The organism is Hymenobacter elongatus (genome assembly GCF_004745955.1).
GTDB lineage: Bacteria > Bacteroidota > Bacteroidia > Cytophagales > Hymenobacteraceae > Hymenobacter > Hymenobacter elongatus.
In genome coordinates this window covers 45,664-63,278 of the sequence record NZ_SRLD01000020.1, presented here as the reverse complement: position 1 = coordinate 63,278, position 17,615 = coordinate 45,664, and the positions used below count along the sequence as shown (strand labels likewise).

At 59.0% G+C, this 17,615-nt stretch carries 15 protein-coding genes; 3 read left to right on the top strand and 12 right to left on the bottom strand.

Translation table 11 applies throughout. The features are described from left to right. Positions 1–58: 58 nt before the first annotated feature. The 7 genes from trpS to E5J99_RS11505 form a co-directional block, all read right to left on the bottom strand. Entirely contained in the window at positions 59–1,036 is a 978-nt protein-coding gene (trpS, locus tag E5J99_RS11535) for a tryptophan--tRNA ligase (RefSeq protein ID WP_135497959.1), read from the bottom strand. Positions 1,037–1,202: 166 nt separating this feature from the next. Continuing rightward, positions 1,203–1,967, bottom strand: coding sequence for a queuosine precursor transporter (locus E5J99_RS11530; RefSeq protein WP_135497958.1), 765 nt, complete (start codon positions 1,965–1,967; stop codon positions 1,203–1,205). A gap of 118 nt (positions 1,968–2,085) precedes the next feature. Then, complete coding sequence (locus tag E5J99_RS11525; protein ID WP_135497957.1) at positions 2,086–3,003, bottom strand: ribonuclease Z; 918 nt, start codon at positions 3,001–3,003, stop codon at positions 2,086–2,088. Between the two features lie 131 nt (positions 3,004–3,134). Beyond that, positions 3,135–3,509, bottom strand: coding sequence for an STAS domain-containing protein (locus tag E5J99_RS11520; RefSeq protein ID WP_044002696.1), 375 nt, complete (start codon positions 3,507–3,509; stop codon positions 3,135–3,137). Between the two features lie 99 nt (positions 3,510–3,608). Then, positions 3,609–4,442, bottom strand: coding sequence for a DUF4198 domain-containing protein (locus E5J99_RS11515; RefSeq protein ID WP_135497956.1), 834 nt, complete (start codon positions 4,440–4,442; stop codon positions 3,609–3,611). A gap of 103 nt (positions 4,443–4,545) precedes the next feature. Then, positions 4,546–6,390 carry a glycosyltransferase gene (locus E5J99_RS11510; RefSeq protein WP_135497955.1) on the bottom strand — a complete coding sequence of 615 codons (1,845 nt, stop codon included), beginning with the start codon at positions 6,388–6,390 and terminating at the stop codon, positions 4,546–4,548. A 211-nt stretch (positions 6,391–6,601) separates the two neighbouring features. Continuing rightward, the gene (locus E5J99_RS11505) at positions 6,602–8,425 is read right to left on the bottom strand and encodes an alpha-amylase family glycosyl hydrolase (RefSeq protein WP_245318913.1); all 1,824 of its coding nucleotides are present in this window, start codon (positions 8,423–8,425) and stop codon (positions 6,602–6,604) included. A 561-nt stretch (positions 8,426–8,986) separates the two neighbouring features. Here E5J99_RS11505 and E5J99_RS11500 point away from each other — a divergent pair. Beyond that, positions 8,987–9,388: a DUF6960 family protein gene (locus E5J99_RS11500; RefSeq protein ID WP_135497954.1), complete on the top strand. Its 402-nt coding sequence runs from the start codon at positions 8,987–8,989 to the stop codon at positions 9,386–9,388. 198 nt (positions 9,389–9,586) lie between these two features. On the opposite strand, the gene E5J99_RS11495 is transcribed toward E5J99_RS11500, so the two are convergent. Continuing rightward, entirely contained in the window at positions 9,587–10,933 is a 1,347-nt protein-coding gene (locus E5J99_RS11495; RefSeq protein ID WP_135497953.1) for a YfcC family protein, read from the bottom strand. Positions 10,934–11,067: 134 nt separating this feature from the next. Here E5J99_RS11495 and E5J99_RS11490 point away from each other — a divergent pair, with 134 nt between their 5' ends. Then, positions 11,068–11,310, top strand: a complete 243-nt coding sequence (locus E5J99_RS11490; protein WP_135497952.1) for a hypothetical protein — start codon at positions 11,068–11,070, stop codon at positions 11,308–11,310. 259 nt (positions 11,311–11,569) lie between these two features. Here E5J99_RS11490 and E5J99_RS11485 read toward each other — a convergent pair whose 3' ends face one another. Continuing rightward, on the bottom strand, positions 11,570–13,228 hold the full coding sequence (locus E5J99_RS11485; protein WP_135497951.1) for a M28 family peptidase: 1,659 nt from the start codon (positions 13,226–13,228) through the stop codon (positions 11,570–11,572). Between the two features lie 469 nt (positions 13,229–13,697). Between E5J99_RS11485 and E5J99_RS11480 the strand changes: the two genes are divergently transcribed. Continuing rightward, complete coding sequence (locus E5J99_RS11480) at positions 13,698–14,261, top strand: GNAT family N-acetyltransferase (protein WP_135497950.1); 564 nt, start codon at positions 13,698–13,700, stop codon at positions 14,259–14,261. 6 nt (positions 14,262–14,267) lie between these two features. Here E5J99_RS11480 and E5J99_RS11475 read toward each other — a convergent pair whose 3' ends face one another. From E5J99_RS11475 to E5J99_RS11465, 3 genes are all read right to left on the bottom strand, one after another. Beyond that, a complete protein-coding gene (locus tag E5J99_RS11475; protein WP_135497949.1) occupies positions 14,268–15,086 on the bottom strand; it encodes a hypothetical protein in 819 nt (272 codons plus the stop codon). Between the two features lie 111 nt (positions 15,087–15,197). After that, entirely contained in the window at positions 15,198–15,647 is a 450-nt protein-coding gene (locus tag E5J99_RS11470; protein ID WP_135497948.1) for a GNAT family N-acetyltransferase, read from the bottom strand. Between the two features lie 332 nt (positions 15,648–15,979). Continuing rightward, a complete protein-coding gene (locus tag E5J99_RS11465; protein ID WP_135497947.1) occupies positions 15,980–17,428 on the bottom strand; it encodes a S41 family peptidase in 1,449 nt (482 codons plus the stop codon). Positions 17,429–17,615 lie beyond the last annotated feature (187 nt).

Below are 17,615 nucleotides of genomic sequence, written 5' to 3'. Positions count from 1 at the left end.
CCTGCGCCTTCCGCTTTAAACGTGGAAAGCCCAGGCTGGTAGCTGGTTTCGGTGGGCGTTATCGCGCCGAATAGCCCACCTTTTTCCGTACCTTATTCAGCACTACGCTCCCGTAGGCCTGGGCTTTGCGGGCGCCTTCGGCTAGGCGCGCGTCCAGCTCGGGCAGGTTGTTCATGTAGAAGTTGAATTGTTCCCGCTCGGTGGCAAAGCGGCGCAGAACCAGCTCGTACAGCTCCTTTTTGGCGTGGCCATAGCCGTAGCCGCCAGCCAGGTAGCGGGCGCGCAGGTCCTCGGTTTCGGCGGGCGTGGCCAGCAGTGAGTAGAGCTTGAAGGTAACGTCGGTGGCCGGGTCCTTGGGGGCTTCCAGCGGCGTGCTGTCCGAAATAATGGTTTTAATGGCTTTCAACAACTCATTCTCCGGCGCGAAAACGTCGATGATGTTGCCGTAGCTCTTGCTCATCTTGGCCCCGTCGGTGCCGGGAATGGTCATCAGCTCGGCATCTACGCGGGACTGGGGCAACACCAGGGTTTCGCCGTAGCGGGTGTTGAAAGCCGAGGCAATGTCGCGGGCAATTTCGAGGTGCTGAATCTGGTCCTTGCCCACCGGTACAATCTCGGCATCGTAGAGCAGAATATCGGCCGCCATCAGCACCGGGTAGGTGAACAAGCCCGCATTCACGTCCGAAAGCCGGTCCGACTTATCCTTGAACGAGTGGGCGTTGGCCAGCATCGGAAAAGGGGTGAAGCAGCTCAGATACCACGTCAGCTCGGCCACCTGGGGCACATCCGACTGGCGGTAGAACAGATTTTTCTCCGTATCGAAGCCGCAGGCCAGCCAGGCTGCCGCCACCGCGTAGGTGTTCTGGCGCAGCAGCGCCGGGTCGCGCACGGTCGTGAGCGAGTGCAGGTCGGCAATGAAGTAAAGCGAGTCGTGAGCTGGGTTTTTCGACAGCTCGATGGCGGGCAAAATGGCCCCGAGCAGGTTGCCCAGATGGGGCCGGCCAGTGCTTTGGATACCGGTGAGGATGCGGGACATTAGGAAGGGAAAATCAGGTAGTTGTCGTAAGAAATAGCCGAGGCGCAAGGTTACCCGGTAGTGCAGGCGCGAATTGAAACTAGTAGGTTGACCGTTATGAACCGCTTTTCTGCCACTATAACAAGCAAGTAGAACAAGGACATTGGAAATTGGTCGGGAAGCACTATTACACACTCACATCGGCTGCCGCTTCCTGTTGCAGCTCCACCGTTTCCTCTTTGCCCAGATACCGGTCGATGAGGAAGTGAGAGAGGTAGAGCACCGGCGTGAGCAGAATAGCCGCCGCGAATTTATACCAGTAGTTGGTATTGGCCACGCTTAGCACCTGCTCGAAACTCCAGTTGCCGAACACGTAAAAGGCCACAAATAGCACCACAAAGCTGTCGACGAGCTGGGAAACGAGGGTGGAGCCCGTGGCGCGCAGCCAGACGTAGCGGCCCCGGGTGGCGCGGCGCAGCAGTTGAAATACCGTCGCATCGAGCACCTGCCCGATACCAAAGGCCGTGAGCGAGCCGGCAATAATGCCCATGCCCTGCCGGAAAATCATCTGGTAGGCAAAGTCGATATTGATGGGTTGGTCCTGCGGATCTTTGTTATTGACATCGAGCCAGAAAGCCGCTGGTGGTAGCTTGGTGGTAGCATAAATGACCAGAAAGGCAAACAGAATCAGGCCCGCCGTGAGGTAGCTGATGCGCAGCACGCCTTCCTTGCCGAAATACTCGTTAATGATGTCCGTCGTCACAAACACGACTGGCCAGATCAGCACGCCTGCGGTCAGATTATCGGGGCGACCAATGAGCGGCTCCAGGGAAAATATTTTAACGCCGATGATTTCGGCCAGCAGCGCATTGACGATAAAAATACCGCTCAGAACCAGATAGAGCTGGGTTTTCTTGTGTTCGAAGGTCTTTTTGTGTAGTTGGTAGGCCATCCGTCGGGCAGCACCAGCGAAGCATCTCGCCGGTGGTTGTTGAAGTACGAGATAAAGAAGCCAGCGTGCGAGATGCTTCGCTGCGCGTTGCCCACTGCTCTTTAGCCGGGTAAAGAGGTTACTCCGGAATGCTCACCGTTTTGCCTTCCGTGGCCAGCTCCACCCGCTCAAAAACGGCCTGAGCTTCGACTAGCAGCGGTTCCAGGTCGCGGTAGCGGGACGAGAAGTGGCCGATGAGCAGCCGCCGAACCTGCGCTTTTCTGGCCAGCAGCCCCGCTTGCCGGGCCGTGGAATGGTGCGTGGCAAGGGCCCGCTCGCGCATATCGTCCATAAACGTGGCTTCGTGATAGAGCAAGTCCACCTCGTGCACCAGGTCGGCCAGGCTTTCGGTATAAAGCGTATCGGAGCAGAACGCGTAGCTGCGCGAGTGGCTGGCCTCGGTGGTCACGTCCGTGTTGCTGACCAGCACCGCACCCTTGTCGTCCACGATATCTTCGCCCTGGGCCAGCCGGCCAAGCTGGGCGGGCGTCAGGCCGGCGGGCAGCCGCGCCTTATCGAGGTGACGGCGCTTGGGCTTTTCGCGAAACAGGTAGCCGCAGCACGGAATACGATGCCGCATAGGCAAGGTATGCACCGTCAGGTAGCGGTCTTCGTGCACCAGCGCGTGCTGGTCGGGGTCGACGACGGTGAACAGCAGGTCGAACGAAAGCTGGGTGTGCGACCAGCGGAATTGCGTAGTCAGGATTTCATCCAGGCCGGCGGGGCCGAAGAGGCACACTGGCTCGGTGCGGCCCTGCAGATGCATAGTGGAAAGCAACCCGAACAGCCCGAAGAAATGGTCGCCGTGCAGGTGGGAGATGAAAATGGTGTTCAGGCGCTGGTGCCGGACCCGGTGTTCCATGAGCCGGCTCTGCGTGCCTTCGCCGCAGTCAATCAGATACGACTGATTGCCCACCGTGAGCACCTGCGCGGTGTGGTGCCGATTGAGAAAGGGGGTAGCCGAAGCGCTGCCCAGGATTTTCAGCTCAAACTCCAAAATAAGCTGGTGCTAGTAGCGGTCGGCCGTTAGCGCTTGGTAAAGATGAGAAAAAGAAAAAGCTGTTGGCCATTAGTCGCTAGTCTGAACACTAACCGCTAACAGCCAACAGCTCACCGCTTCGAAGAAAACTATTCTTTGCTGGTCAGGTCACGCTCGATGGCGTGTAGGAAGATGCGGTCAATGCCTTCTTCTACGGTGGGCAGAATGTGCAAAACAGACTCGAGCTTGGAGATGGTGATGAGCTTCATCACATGGTCCTGCAAACCCGTAAGTACCAACAGGCCGCCGGTAGAATTGCACAACCGGTTGGCGATAAGGATAGAGCTGAGGCCCGACGAGTCCGTGTATTTCACGTTGCTCAAGTCCAGGATCAGGTTATTAATGCCTTCAGCGTTCAGCTTCACGAATTCCGATTTCAGATCGGGCGCAACAGTAGTGTCGAGCTTTTTCTCGTCAATGGTGATAATCGTGTAAGTTTCCTTTTTATCAATCGAGTACTTCATGCCGTCGGTGGTTCGAGTTTAATAGAGTTGCGAAGGTAAGAAAAAAATGTTCCAGTACAGAAGGCCCACCGGGCATTCAAGATAGGGGAAACCGAGGAATTACTGCGGGCCGCGTCCGGCTATTCCGAACGTCAGCGTGGCCCAGGTACTCTGCCAGTCGGCTGCCTTCCGGTCGGTGGCGGGCTCCATGTACACGGTGCTTATCATATAATTGCCCGCTCCGTTTAGCCGAAACAACACCCGACCGTTTTTGTTAGCGTAAATTTTTTTCACCTGCGTGGGCTGGCCGGGGCTGCGCTGCCACACCTGCACCAGCGCAGCCGGCAGCGGCTGCCCTTTATAGAGAACCAGACAGGTAAGCGAAGCATCGGCTTTGAGGCCGTACGGGTTTTGCTCCGGAATCAACTCCAGCGGCTGCCCGGTGGCGGTGGCGTAGGTTTTGACGGTGTCGAGCCTAGTAGGGCCGACCTGCACCAGCGTTTTGGCGCAGCGCCGGTACAGCTCGCGGCCGGGCTGGGTGGTTTCGCCGCGCTGCTGGCGCAGGGCCACGATGCGCTCCAGGCCGTCTTCCTTCAGGTAGGCATTGAATTTATCGGCGTTCAGCTCGATAAAGGCATTGTTGGTGCTGAACGAAAGCAAATGCACGCCGGGCTCTATCAGCTCGACGCTGGTGCTGAGCGTATCGCGCTGGCTGGCAATTTTGGTCAGGTCAATTGTGTCGTCGGGTGCAAAGTGCACGAAGCTGGTCAGGCGGCTGCTTTTGCCGGACCAGCGGCTGCCGGTGAAGTTTTCGCCCACGAACACGTGCAGATTAATCTTCTCACCGGCCCGCACGAAAAAACGGGGCGGCAGCAGCCAAAATTCATGCGCCACGGCCGTGCCTGCCAGTAGCAGCACGAGCAGAAAGGGCGCAAGCTTCAACGGACGGAGCATAGGCTAAATTGATGAATTAAACGATACGGAACAACGCTGGGCAACGTCAGGACGAGCAATAGTCTTGCTAGAGGGAAACCAGCTGGGTGGCAAGTCGTCGTCCTTACTCCCGCTCCAGCGCCAGGGTGTAGGCCCGGTCGTAGTGCACGCGCAGGTTTTTCCAGTCGTAGAGCTCAGCCGAGCTTTCCACGTTGTTGCGCTGCATAATTCGCTCGCGCCGGTTGAGCTGCACGAATTGCCAGAGCATCTCCGTCAGCTCCTCCGCCGACTCATCAAAGCTCTTTTCCTGCCGCTTCACCACGTAAATGCCTTTTTCCTCGTGGTCGGGGACGGTTTGCATCACATAGTCGCCGAAGCCGGAAAGGTCGGAGGTGATAGCCGGTACGCCGCGGGCCACGCACTCCAGCGGCGTGTAGCCCCAGGGCTCATAGTAGCTGGGGAAAATACCCAGGTGGCAGCCGCGCACAAACTGGCCGTACTCCATGCCAAACAGCGGCGACGTCGGCGATACGAAATCGGGGTGGTACACGATTTTGACCCGGTCGTGCTGGTTGTTGACGAGGTTGGAGCGGCGCAGGAAGTTCAGGATATCGTCGTTGGCATCGTCCACCAGGTTGTGGGTGATGACGGGCGGCAGGCTCGTGGTTTTCCAGCTTTGCAGCGTGCGGCGGTAGCGCAGCTTCCAGTAGTCGTCTACCATGCTGCCCAGGTCGGGGAGGCGGTGGTCGGTGCCGGCGGCGGCGGCGTAGAACAGCCGCTCGCCTACCTGCCGCTCGATGGCCTCGCAGGTTTCCTGCACTTCATCCAGGATGGCGCGGCTTTGGAGTACCTGTGGATTGATGCTGTGAAAGGGGCGCTTGGTGATGAAAAACATGACCACCTGGCCTTCCAGACCGCTTTGCTGCAAGCGGTAGTTAAGGCGGGCCAGGGCTTCGAGCGTCAGGTCGAAGCCCTTGTTGTGGTATTCGTAGCGGCCGGAGGTAAACAGGTAGAGCGTATTGTCCAGATCAAATGAGTAGCTCTGGAAGAAGTGCGCCATCACGAACTCGTGAATCTTGGACTTGTAGAGCTGGTGCAGATTCTGAAACTCGTGCAGCGCCACAAACCGCTCAATATTCAGCCCGTTGGGCAGCACCGCGTCCGGAATCCGGTCGAGCAGGTAGATGCACTCGCGCACGGTCAGCTCGCTCACGGTGGTGAAGACGTGGGAGCCATGGGCGGCGGCCCGCTCGATGCGCACGGCCGTCTCGATGTTGAAACGCACGGCCTCCGCTGCCCAGTTCACCTGCATGAGGTGGTCGTAGAAGTTGGGGTCGTTCATGGCCAGGTAGCGGCCCAGCAGCGTGGCGTGCGTCGTAAAGACGATGTGTACCGGCACCTGCTCGCGGCGCAGGTCGGGAATGGCCACGCCCGTCATCCACTCGTGAAAATGGGCAATGATGCGGTTGGGCGGCACAATGGCGGTAGCCAGCAGCTGCAGAAAGTGCTTGGCCTGGTGCCCAAACGCTTCCACCTGGTGCAGTAAGTCGTCGTTGTCGGGCGTTGGGATGCCGTGGTACGTCCAGAGGTCGGCCTTGATCTGGCCCAGCTGGTCGTAGGCCTGGTAGGGGTTGATGAGCACCACGCGGGGCTTGCCCGTAACAAGCCAGTGGCCGTAATGCACTTCGTAGCCCTGGGCCCGCATCTGGCGAACGGCGGCGGCAAACGGGTCGGCGGCGGGCAGCTGGTCGAAGGCGTAGTCTTCCAAGGGCTCAAACTCGCTCTGAGCCTGCTGGGCAAAGTAGGGACCCAGCAGACAGTACCGGTCGTCCCAGCCCAGCACGGTAGCGGGCACTTTCGAGCGGATAACGGTATAAATACCGCCAACCTGATTGCAGACTTCCCAGGCCACTTCCACCAGCAGGGCATCGGGCGAAATGGCTTCGGGAGTGGGGAGCGGAGCTTGCATGAAGCGGGTTTTAACGTGGAGTGCCGGCAAGATATACGCCTTGCCGGCATTTCTAACTGTATTTTCAGAGGTTTCCAACGCAGTAGCGCGAACTTTGTAGCGCGCGTGCCAAAATGACTATCGGGGAGATGAATCGTTCTGGCACGCACGCTACAAAGCTCGCGCTACTGCAAGCCGGACGCTGCGGCGAAAAGCTGTATGAAACTGCTTCTTAGCCAGCTTCCTGCGAAATAATGAGCACGGAGTAGGGTGCCAGCCCGAACGAGGCGTGGAAAGGCAGTCCATCATACTCGCCTTCTTCGGCCTGGGTGTCTACGCTTTCGAAGTTGCCAAACTCGTCATCGTAGCCCTGCCAGTCGCTGTTGAAACGCACCCGCCAGTGGCCCCCGGCCGGCAGGCCGATGGTGTAGGCCAGATGCGTCTGGTCGGCAAAGTTGGCCACGATGATGGTCGTGTCGCCGGGGCCGCCGTCGGTATCGGCCCAGCGGCGGAAAGCCAGAACCTTGTCGGTATCGTTGAGGTGAGACACGGCCAGGTGCTGGCCCAGCAAGCCACGGGTGTGGCCGTCGAGGTTGCGGCGCAGCCGAATAAGGTCGCGGTAGAGCTGCACCAGGCCGGGGTGATGAGCGGCATAGTCCCAGTTCAGCGGCTGGTCGTCGGAGAAGTAGCCGTCGGCCAGAAATTCCTGCCCCTGAAACAGCATCGGAATGCCGGGCGCGGTAAACACGAGCGTGGCCCCGAGCGTGGCGCGCTTCTTTGGAAACCACGAGGCAGCCTCGCCCGGCATGATTTCCTCCGGCACCCGCGACTTGCCATTCGCTACTTCGTCGTGCGACTCGGTGTAGATGATGCGCTGAAAAGCGTCGCCGTTGTAGGTCTGGGTCAGGGTTTCGGCTACGGCTACCAGGTTGCGGTCGGCGTCGTGGGGAGTGGTGAGGGCGTCGCGGATGATGTTGACGAAGGCCGCGTCCCACTGCGCCCCAAAGCCCTGGCCCTCCTGATCGGTGGGGCGGGTGATGTACTCGTTGCCCAGCAAATCCTCCGCAATGGTGATTTTCCAGGGCATCGTGGCCTGAATTTCTTCGTTGATCCACTTCATCAGGCTCCAGCCCTCGGGTAAGTCGTGGGCCGTGTCGGTGCTGCCGTGCACGTTGCGGATGTGGGAAATCGAGTCGCAGCGCAGGCCATCCACGCGGTAGTCTTCGAGCCACATAAGGGCATTGTCGCGGATGTAGCGGCGCACCTCGTCGCGGCTGTAGTCGGGCCGGTTGTGGCCCCAGGGCGTTTCGGCGCGCCAGTCGTTGTAGAAGTAGATACCGCCGCCGTCGTTTTCGGCCCAGCCGTCGAACTGCCAGAGGTCCAGGTCGCCGGGGCCGAAATGGTTGTAAACCACATCCAGAATAATGGCAATGCCGTGGCGGTGCGCCTGCTTGACGAGCTCCTTGAAAGCCTGGGGGCCGCCATAATCGGTTTCGAGGGCAAATGGATGGGCGGGGTTGTAGCCCCAGCTGCGCCCGCCCGGAAACTCGGTGGGCGGCATAATCTCAAGCGCATTGATGCCCAAATCGCGTAGGTAGCCCAACTTGGCTACTACGTCGAGGAAAGTGCCGGGCCGCTCAGGGTCCGGCGCGTTGAAGGTGCCCACGTGTAGCTCGTAGATGACGAGCTCATTCCAGGCGGGCATCTCAAAGTGGTCGTCGGACCAGTCGAACTCGTGGTTGGGTACTACCGAGCTGCCGGCCGAGTGCGTCACTTCGCGGGCGTAGGGGTCGTGGCGGGTCAGCTCCGCCTCGCCGTTGCGAAGCCAGAACTTGTACTCGGTGCCGGACGTGAGGCCGGCAATATCGGCGGCCCAGTAGCCATCGGCTTCGTGGGTGAGGGGGTGCGTGGTGCTATTCCAGTCGTTGAAGGGGCCCACGACGGACACGGCATCGGCATGGGGAGCCCACACCCGGAAAGTGGTGCCGGCGGCGTGCGGAATGGCGCCCATGCCGGCGTGCGGAATGAGGGTGTTAGACAGGTCGGAGTTAGGCATGGAGAGCAGTAGGTAAGGTGGCCCAAATTCGGGGCTGCGTCGGGCTACTAACTGATTATATAGCAACGGGGTTATACTCAGGGGCCAAACCCATTGAACCTGAACAGGAAAACTCTGCGCCAGCCGTTGCGCCCTCACTACGGAAATGAGCGAAGCTTTCGGGCTGGTGGCTCACGAGCTCCTCCGCTGTCCTGCCTGAACAGAGTACAATTTGGGGCCAACGGCATGCGCGGCAGCAGCGGGGCAAGGCGCTGGCCCGCATTGCCCCGGCACTGATTCGGCTGATAAGTGGCGCGGCAGTCGTCACCGGAGCCAGCGCATAGGTATAATCGGGGGCGGATATGTGGCAATAGAAGCAAGCCAACCCAAGCCGAATCAATAGGGCTGTTTTTTTCCGGCTCAGGCCCGGCCGCACGAGTAGTGTGCTGCTTTTCGGGGGGCAATGGTTGATTTCAGGGAATAATTAGCGGAGTTTTGTTGTTGATTCCCGACACGTCACGTGTAGTGTCGGCATCTTGTCCGAAGCTCACTTGTGGGCTCTCATTCCCTAATTTCGCTTACATGGCTCGCCCCAAACCCGTTGTCTACGGCCTGTATTCCTGGACGCCCGACTACGGCTTCCGCTACATTCATCCCGCCAACCGCCGCACCTTCGAGTGGCTGGAGCCGTTGGGCAAGCTGTTCGAAAAGATTGACGAAGCCGATGACTGGATTCTGCTGCGCTACGACGAGCAGCAGTTCAAAGTCAGCGGGGAGCTGTTCACGGAGCTGGCCGCAAAACCCCCGTTCAGCTTCGGCGACGTGGTGGAGGAAGCCAACCCGGAGCCCGGCTGCCCCCCGCACCGGGGCCTGATTTCGGACGTGTACTGGGACGAAGCCCAGTACCGCGCCCGGTTTCAGATGGTCGAAAAGAAGCGGAAAGTAAAGCGGATTTTTGAGGCTGAGGAACTGCGGTTTAGCTAGAAAAATAGCGGGCCAGTTTGAGCAGCGCGAGCAATCCATTTTCCGACCTGCCCTGAACCTGATAAAGCGAAAAGCCCTTTCCCGTCGCAACGAGAAAGGGCTTTCTAGTGCAAAGGCAGTGGTCACTCCGCTGGGGATGGAGTAACACCGCTTGAGGCGTGGACTGTCGTTGCTGCTCACAACGACACGAGTCCGACTTTATGCCAGCCCAATAGCTACCCCGATAATAACGGCTACGGCAGCCAGCGCCAGCAGCCCCAGATAGAGCGGCAGCACGAACTTCCACCACTGGTCGAAGCGCACCCCGCAGGCGGCCACAATGGCCACCAGAGCACCGTTAGTCGGCGTAATGATTTCGCAGAGGCCCGCCCCGTACTGGTAAGCCAGCACCGTAACCTGGCGCGGCAAGCCCAGCAAATCGGAGAGGGGCGTGAGAATGGGCATGGTGAGTACCGCCTGGCCGCTCACGCTGGGCACGGGCAGGTGCAGCGCCGTGTGCACGCCTATCATGCTCAGGGCCGAAAGCGTAACGGGCAGCTGGGCCAGCGGGGCCGACAAGCCATTGACGATGGTATCGACGATGTGGCCCTGCTCCAGCACCACGAATATGGCGCGGGCAAAGCCGATAAGGAGCGCCGAAAACGCCAGGTCGCGGAAACCGGTAATGAAGGCGTCGGCGGTGCCGTTGAGGCCCAGGCCGCCAATGAGGCCCGCCAGCACGCCCAGCACGAAAAATAATGCGCCCATTTGCTCAAATTCCCACCCCAGATTCAGCACGCCGTAGGTGAAAGCGGCGAAAGTGAGCAGCAGCAGCAACAGCACAATACCCTGGCGGCCGGCTCCGGCGGCAGTGGTTTCATCGTCGGCTGTCAGCTCGGGCACTACCCGGTTTTTGGCCGCGTAGCGCATCGTGCCCCCAATCCAGAGCACCAGGGCCAGGGCCAGAAACACCAGCCGGAACCCCGCGCCCGACAGCAGCGGCAGCTGGGCCAGCTTCTGGGCGATGCCCACCTGAAACGGGTTGAGCGGGCTAAACGAAGCCCCCACGGCAGCGGCCCCGATGCTGACGGCTGCCGCCGTAATGAGCGGGTAGCCCAGGCGGCGCATCAGGACCAGTAGCACCGGCACCAGCGGAATAATTTCTTCCTGCATGTTTTCCAGCGCGCCCATGGTGGCGAAGAGCAGGGAAATAATGGGAATGACCAGCACTTCCCGGCCCCGCAGCTTCACCAATAGCCAGTCGACGCCCCGGCGCAGGGCCCCGGTCTGGTCGACTACGGTGAAAGCGCCACCGGTCAGAAAGACGAAGAAAATGACACCGGCCGCGTCGGCCATGCCCTTCGGAATATCGACCAGGGCCTGGAGCAGCGTGACGGGCGTGGCGGGCACGCGGTGGTAGGAGCCCGGCACCACTACGTCGCGGCCGGTGAGGGCATCGGCCTGACGGGCAAACTCGCCGGCGGGCAACACATAGCTAAGCAGCGCGGCCAGCAGAATAAACCCGGTCAGCAAGACGAGCGGATGGGGAAAGCGGAGGGTCTTCATCAACGGTGGGAGAGGTGAACGAGCGGGCAATAATCCGGGAAAAATAGAAGTTATCCGCGCAGTGTTGCCGAACTTTCCGCAGAAGTGCCGGCCCCTGGAACCCGGCTTTCGTGCGGCCGGTTGTGTTTCCGCTTATGCGTCTTACCGTTTTCAAATGTCTGCCAATGGGCCAGCAAGCCGACGTGCTGCGTCAGTGCGGGCATTTCCTGTCCGACCGGATGCAGGACAGCTTCCAGCTGCATCTGTATGCGCTAGGCGATTTTTACGCCGAAATCTGGCGCGGCACAGGCGACGAGCATATCTTGTTCATCCATCTGTTTCAGCATTCCCACGGCCTGAGTGCCTACCTGGAAGACATCTGGTTGCCGGAGGTGTGAGGGGCGGTTTTGTTTCTTCCGCTTGTTCCGCTTCTTCTTCTTCTTCTTTCTCGTTTGTCATCCTTTATTTGGCGTACGCAAAGCGAAAGATCTTCCTCCACTGAGTGATTCGGTCAGTTCAACGCACAAAAGCCCTTTGCCACCGGCGTGGCAGAGGGCTTTTGTGCGTTGGGAAGAGCTTCCGTGGGATAGGCGAGGAAGGTCCTTCGCAGGGCTCAGGATGACAGTAGCTACAGATGCTTTCTGCTAAGCCGCTGCTTTACTTCCCGAACCGGCTACCGAAAAAGTCGCCCGCATTCCAGGTGGGGCGCTGCTCGGCCTGGGCCACCTGGTAGCCGATCAGAAAATTGAGCTGCACGTATTTTTTGCCTGCTTCAAAGTCGAAGGTGCCGTTGATGTCGTCCTGGGGCTTGTGGTAGGTGGCGGTGCGCCACGCCTGCACGGTTTTGCTGAAGTCGTTTTTGCCGTCGGCGGTTTTGTTGCCGTATTTGATGTGCAGGGCCGGAATTCCCTGGGTTACGAAGCTGTACTGGTCGGAGCGGATGAAGCGGTTTTGCTCCGGCTCGGGGTCGGCCTCCACGCTCAGGCCCAGGTAGGCGGCCGCCCGCGTGGTGGGCTCCAGCAGGCTGGAATGTTGCCCCCCCAGCGCTACCACCGACAGCAGGGGCGCAATAATAGTGGGCATATCGGTATTAATGTCGGCCACTATCTTTCCCTTCGGAACCGTGGGCTGGGCCGCGAAAAAGGCCGAACCCAGCAAGCCCAGCTCTTCTCCGGTCTGGAGCACGAGCAGCACCGAGCGTTTGGGCTTCTGCGGAAGCTGGGAGTAGATCCGGGCAATTTCCAGCACGCTGGCCACTCCCGACGCGTTGTCGTGGGCCCCGTTGTAGATGGAGTCGCCTTTTACCGGCACACCCACGCCCAGGTGGTCGAGGTGGGCGCTGTGCACCACATATTCGTCGCGCAGCCGTGCATCCGAGCCTGTTATTCTGCCTACCACATTGTAGCTGTCCACTTCCTGGTAGGTCGATATGTTGGTGGCCTTCATGCTCGCGGGTAGCGCTACCGACGCCGGCTGGCCCGCCCGCAAGGCCGCGAACGTGGTGCTGGTATCGGCTGCCGCGCCCCGCAGTAGGGTTTGTAGGGTGCTGGCACTTACGGCCCCCAGCAGCGTAAGGTCCGCGCCGGGCGCATAGGTGCGCGAAGCGGCGACTTTGCCATCGGGGCCCAGCACGCTGAACACGCCCTGCCGGAAATTCGGCAAGGCCGCCGCCGGCGTACGCGAAGCCAGCAGCACGCCCACGGCCCCGTGGCGGGCCGCGTTCTGCAGAAGAGCCAGCACATCCTGACTAGCCGCCGCCACGGTAGACGGAAATGCCTGCGGGGCCCCGCGCAGCACTACCACTATTTTGCCCTTCGCGTCGAGGCCCGTGTAGTCGTCATAGCTCAGTTCGGGGGCGCTGATGCCGTAGCCAGCAAACACCAGTGGAGCCTCTACCGCGACGCTGGGTATTGCGGGATTGGGGTAGAATACGTACTCCGCGCCCGCCGCCAGCGGCACGGCCGTGCCAGCGCTGGGGCGCAGCAGAAAAGAAGTGGTAGCTATACTGCTGAAAGCTTTGCGCAGCCGCACGCGCTGCACGAAAGTGCCCGCGTCGCCAGCGGGCTCCACGCCCAGCATTTTGAGCTGCTGAGTGACGTAGTCTACCGCCATTTGGTAGCCGGGCGTGCCGGGCTGGCGGCCCAACAGCCGGTCGTCGGCCAGGTAGCGAATATGAGCCTTGAGGTCGTTGGGTTTCACCTGGCGCATCGCCTTGGCTACTTGTTTAGGCACCGTCAGGTTCTGGGCGGGAGCGGAATGGGGTAGCAATAGGCTGCTAAGGGCCAGGGGTAGTACGCGGAGTAGGGGTAAGATCATAAATCAGGAAGCAGAGGGGAAGGCGTGCTAAGTAGGTAGTTGGGCTTTTGAGTTTCGTGTCGTGTTTGGTCTGGTTGGTCTGCTTGATTTGACCTTCGTGTAGCCGACGCGTCTCCACCGCAGTCGTAGTTAGTTGTCACTATGCGCGAGATTCTTGGGTCTGTGCTTTAGGCGCAGAATACTCGGAATGACAGAATCAGGTTTTTTCAACATTCCACCCACGCCCTCAACGAAGGAAACCTGCGCCCGTCGAATATTTTTCTGGCAACGGTTCCAAACTCCCGTTTTTGCCCGCGCAATACGCTTCAGCTTGGGCCAGGAATGCGTATCTTGCGGCCGCGTACGTCTACATCGACTACTCCCCAAAAAGTCCTGTTTTACCACCTCTTGCGGAGGTAGCGCCCCACCGACAAAACTGTCGGCCTGTTGGGCTTGTTATTTCCCGCAAACCCCAAAGAAATTGCCATCAATGATTAGACTGGAGCCGTTCACCCAAGCCGATTTTAAGCAGCTGATAGAGTGGATTAAAGATGAGGAGCTGCTGATAAGCTGGTCGGGGTCGCTGTTCTCGTTCCCGCTGACGCAGGAAAGCCTGGCCTGGTATATTGAGGATACCAACGACCCGCTCACTTCCGACGCGTTTGTCTATAAAGCCGTCGATAACAAGACCAACGAAGTGGTAGGCCATATTTCCCTGGGCGGCATCAGTCGCAAAAACCGCTCGGCCCGCATCAGCCGGGTGCTGGTCGGCAGCTCGCAGGAGCGGGGCCGGGGCGTGTGCCAGGGCATGATAAAGGCGATACTCAAGATTGGGTTTGAGCAGCTGCAGCTACACCGCATCGACTTGGGCGTCTATGACTTTAACAAAGGTGCTATCGGCTGCTACGAAAAGGCCGGCATGGTGCAGGAAGGCACCTCCCGCGACAGTCTGTACTACAACGGCTCGTACTGGAGCCTGACGGAGATGAGCATGCTCGAAGCCGAGTGGGACAAGCTGCACGGCAAGCACAAGCTGCTCAAAGCCGCGCAGTAGCGGCTCTCAGGTAGTTTTGAACAGGTACCAGCCTTTGCCCAGCGGTTTCACCACAATCAGGGACTGCGGGTTCATGGCGGGTACTTTGCTCGCGTCGGGTTCGTAGAGCAAGCCCACAGTGTTGTCGATGAGCCCCCCGATGACGAACGCAAAGCAGGCGTCGCAATCAGCCGTTTTGCGCGTCACGCGGCTGATGTACAATGATTTGAGCAGCGCGTTGATAGCCGGATCGGCGTTGGCGGCGGCTTCACCAGCAGCTGGGGTCGCGAAATAGTTGCGGGCCTGCAACAGCTGCACGGTTTTCTCGAAATCAGCCTGGCGCTGGTTGAAATGCGCTTCAATATCGGCGTCGGAGCCGACCCAGAGGCGAATGTTGCCGACGGTAAAATCGTACTCGGCCTGGGGGTGGGTTTGGTTGTAGCGGGCTATTTCGGCCGGCGGCAAGCCTTCCAGCACCGTCAGCATCTGCCGGCCGAAGCTGGTCATGCCCAGCCCCCGCACCGAATGCAGCTTCCAAGTGGCTTCCTTCACGAAGTGCAAATAGAAATCGTTGCCGCCCGTGGAGTCGCGCAGCTCTACGGCTACCACTGCTGTAGTAGTGGTTTGCTGCACCACTTCGCAGGCACGCGCCATACGACCCGGAATCTGCTGGCCCAGGCTCTGGCGCCTGGCCTGCTGCTGCGCCTCACAGCATAGGTAGTCCCGCATGGCGGGCCAGCCTTCCCGGGCCACGAAACGCTCCGCAATTTCGAGCGGCGGCAGCGCCTGGCGCGCCTGGCCACGCAGTGAGGTGAGAAGGATAAAAAACAGGAAAAAATATTTCATCAGAAAGGAGTCAACGCTGCCGGTCACCGCTCAGGTAGTGCCGCCGCTACCTGCTAAACTTACCAGAAACCGGAAACATTCCCGGGCGGCCGCGTCTCGAAATAATCAAGTTCAGGACCGTACCATGTAGATATGCGGAATGTCGTCTTCCAGATACATTTCTCCGAGCTGCATAAACCCGAAACTCTGGTAAAATGCCATCAGGTATTGCTGGGCCCCGATTTTGATGGGCTGTGAGCCAAATAGCGTCTCGCAGTGCGTTATGGCTTGTTGCATCAGCGCTTTGCCGAACCCGTAGCGGCGATAGTCGAGCGACACGGCCACGCGGCCAATGCTAACCTGCTCGTAGTAGTGGCCCGCGTCGAAAAGTCGGGCATAGGCCGCTAGCCGGCCCTGCTCGGTGTAGCCCAGCAAGTGGTACGCATCAGCATCCTTGCCATCGATATCCTGAAACGGACAGTTCTGCTCCACGATAAATACGGCCATTCGCAGCTGCAGCAAGTCGTAGAGCTCGGCGAGCGTTAAGTTGGTGAATTTCTTGCTGGTCCAGGTGAGGATCATGGGCGTAGGAAATCAGGAGCGGGTGTTGAATGTTGTAAAAATACGGGTGTTTGCTGCAAGCTGGTTGCCGCATCCTGCTCGCAACGGGAAGCGCTGCCGCAGGTACGGTATTCTTATGTCGTATTTCTATTTCCCCAGGCTATGTGGCCAGCAGCGCTTTCGAGGTGTTGCACGTTTTTCGGACGTTCTTTTCCTTACTGGCCACGCAGCATAGCATGCCGTAAGAATTAAAATTCCTGCTATTCCTTAAACAGACTGGCGACGAATTGGAAAGAAATAGCGAAGCAAATACGGCAACTCTGAATTCCAGAAATAAGCCATGTACGTTAGGTCTACTTTTGCTCGTTTCGCAGTAAAATCTGGATTGTCTGTTGCAGCCAGTCTTGGTCGTCGCGCAGGTGAACTGCTGGCTCAATACCGATTGCCTCGTACGCCAGTTGGTTTTTCAGGCGCATTGTTGTCACGTTGAGCGTGAAATTATAACACGGCGTTTGCACCGGCAGCACGTTGCCGTAGGCCACATAGCCCCCAGAGTTTTCGCCGACCAGCACTGCTTTGGAAGGCTGCTTGGCCCAAATGAGCAGCGTTTCGCAGGAGCTGGCGCACCCCCGATTGTAGAGAATAGCCACCTTGGCCGGCAGCGTGGCAGGCTCCATTGTGTACGTTTTGTTTTCGCTGTGCGGGTTTGTGATGAAGCTGTTGAGCGGCGCACGGCGCATCCAGGCTACTTTTTCTTTAAAGCTCCAGATTGCCGTGGAGCCGTAGCGCACCGAGTCGGCCTGCATCTGCCGCAGATATTCTTCGTAGCGGCGCAGGTTGTCGGCCGTGACATAATATTCTTCGATTTGCGTTTCCTGAATCGGTTGGGCATAGAAAAAGGGGAGCAGCGGAGCCACGTTTCGGTCGCTGCCGCCGCCATTATCACGCACGTCGATAATCAGATATTTCGTGCGCTGAATTTGGGGCGTAATGGCCCGATACAAGGAGTCGAGGCGCGTGAACTGCTCGCCGGAAAAAGACGGGATACGCAAATAGGCAACGGTGTCGGTGGCTATAATTTTAAACTCTAGGCGGTTGCCGGCCGGAGGCGGAAATGGGTTTGTTTCGCTGGTTTTCAGCCAGTTCAGCCCTCGTAATTGCCCCTGCAAATAGCGAACGTTGGGCACGTAATACAGGCTGTGGTTGCGCTGATATTGGTAGGCCTCAAACGTAGAAGCAGAAGTAGTGCGCCGCAGCTCAAATTTCACCTGGCCCGGCCGCCACAATGGTGTGCGCGAGGCAACAATAACGGCCGCATAATCCCGGAATTTAGTTTTGCTTTTGGCCAGGTATACCCGATATGTTCCGTCCGGCGTCTGGTAGTAGCCCTCCAGCGGATCGGTGGCGGCCGTAGCGCGCCGGGTAGTGTCGAGGCGTACTATTTCCGTGGCTTTGTATTCGGGCGACGCCAGAAAGCGGGCTATTTCCTCGGGCTTCTGCTCATCCACGCCTTTGCTATTCGCGCCAATAGTAGTATGGCTGTCGCGAAAATATTCCACGTACGTGGTCAGGTATTTCAGGCAGATATTTTGGGGTGGATTGGTGGCAGCGGCCTGTCGGATTGTGCGTTTAAAATTTTCGTACGTCTTGCGGTTGGCCGGAGTCACGTTATCGGCAAAGCCCGGCATGTTTTTCTCCAGATACCGAACCGTAAAATCCAGATCCTGCACGCAGCCACAGTTTTGCGCCCGGCTTACGCCAGCCGAAAACAGGAGAAATAACAAGCCATATAATCGTTGCACAACTAGCGTTTACTGTCTGTGATAGCGTCGCCCCAAGATACGGGTTCCGCCACGGTAGTGGAGCAGCATTTTTAGGCTGCAACCAGCGCCGTACGAGTTTGGTACTGGCGTAAGCCAGCCGGTGGAGCCCAGCGCCCGGCCGTCGAAAGCGCATTACATAGCAGGGATTAGGGTATTTAACCGGATA

Bases quoted from the DNA above. Each gene is read 5' to 3' on its own strand.
- E5J99_RS11505 (WP_245318913.1), bottom strand. From the start codon at position 8,425: ATGCCTAACTCCGACCTGTCTAACACCCTCATTCCGCACGCCGGCATG.
- E5J99_RS11475 (WP_135497949.1), bottom strand. From the start codon at position 15,086: ATGAAATATTTTTTCCTGTTTTTTATCCTTCTCACCTCACTGCGTGGC.
- E5J99_RS11480 (WP_135497950.1), top strand. From the start codon at position 13,698: ATGATTAGACTGGAGCCGTTCACCCAAGCCGATTTTAAGCAGCTGATA.
- E5J99_RS11520 (WP_044002696.1), bottom strand. From the start codon at position 3,509: ATGAAGTACTCGATTGATAAAAAGGAAACTTACACGATTATCACCATT.
- E5J99_RS11515 (WP_135497956.1), bottom strand. From the start codon at position 4,442: ATGCTCCGTCCGTTGAAGCTTGCGCCCTTTCTGCTCGTGCTGCTACTG.
- E5J99_RS11490 (WP_135497952.1), top strand. From the start codon at position 11,068: ATGCGTCTTACCGTTTTCAAATGTCTGCCAATGGGCCAGCAAGCCGAC.
- E5J99_RS11485 (WP_135497951.1), bottom strand. From the start codon at position 13,228: ATGATCTTACCCCTACTCCGCGTACTACCCCTGGCCCTTAGCAGCCTA.
- trpS (WP_135497959.1), bottom strand. From the start codon at position 1,036: ATGTCCCGCATCCTCACCGGTATCCAAAGCACTGGCCGGCCCCATCTG.
- E5J99_RS11470 (WP_135497948.1), bottom strand. From the start codon at position 15,647: ATGATCCTCACCTGGACCAGCAAGAAATTCACCAACTTAACGCTCGCC.
- E5J99_RS11510 (WP_135497955.1), bottom strand. From the start codon at position 6,390: ATGCAAGCTCCGCTCCCCACTCCCGAAGCCATTTCGCCCGATGCCCTG.
- E5J99_RS11495 (WP_135497953.1), bottom strand. From the start codon at position 10,933: ATGAAGACCCTCCGCTTTCCCCATCCGCTCGTCTTGCTGACCGGGTTT.
- E5J99_RS11500 (WP_135497954.1), top strand. From the start codon at position 8,987: ATGGCTCGCCCCAAACCCGTTGTCTACGGCCTGTATTCCTGGACGCCC.
- E5J99_RS11530 (WP_135497958.1), bottom strand. From the start codon at position 1,967: ATGGCCTACCAACTACACAAAAAGACCTTCGAACACAAGAAAACCCAG.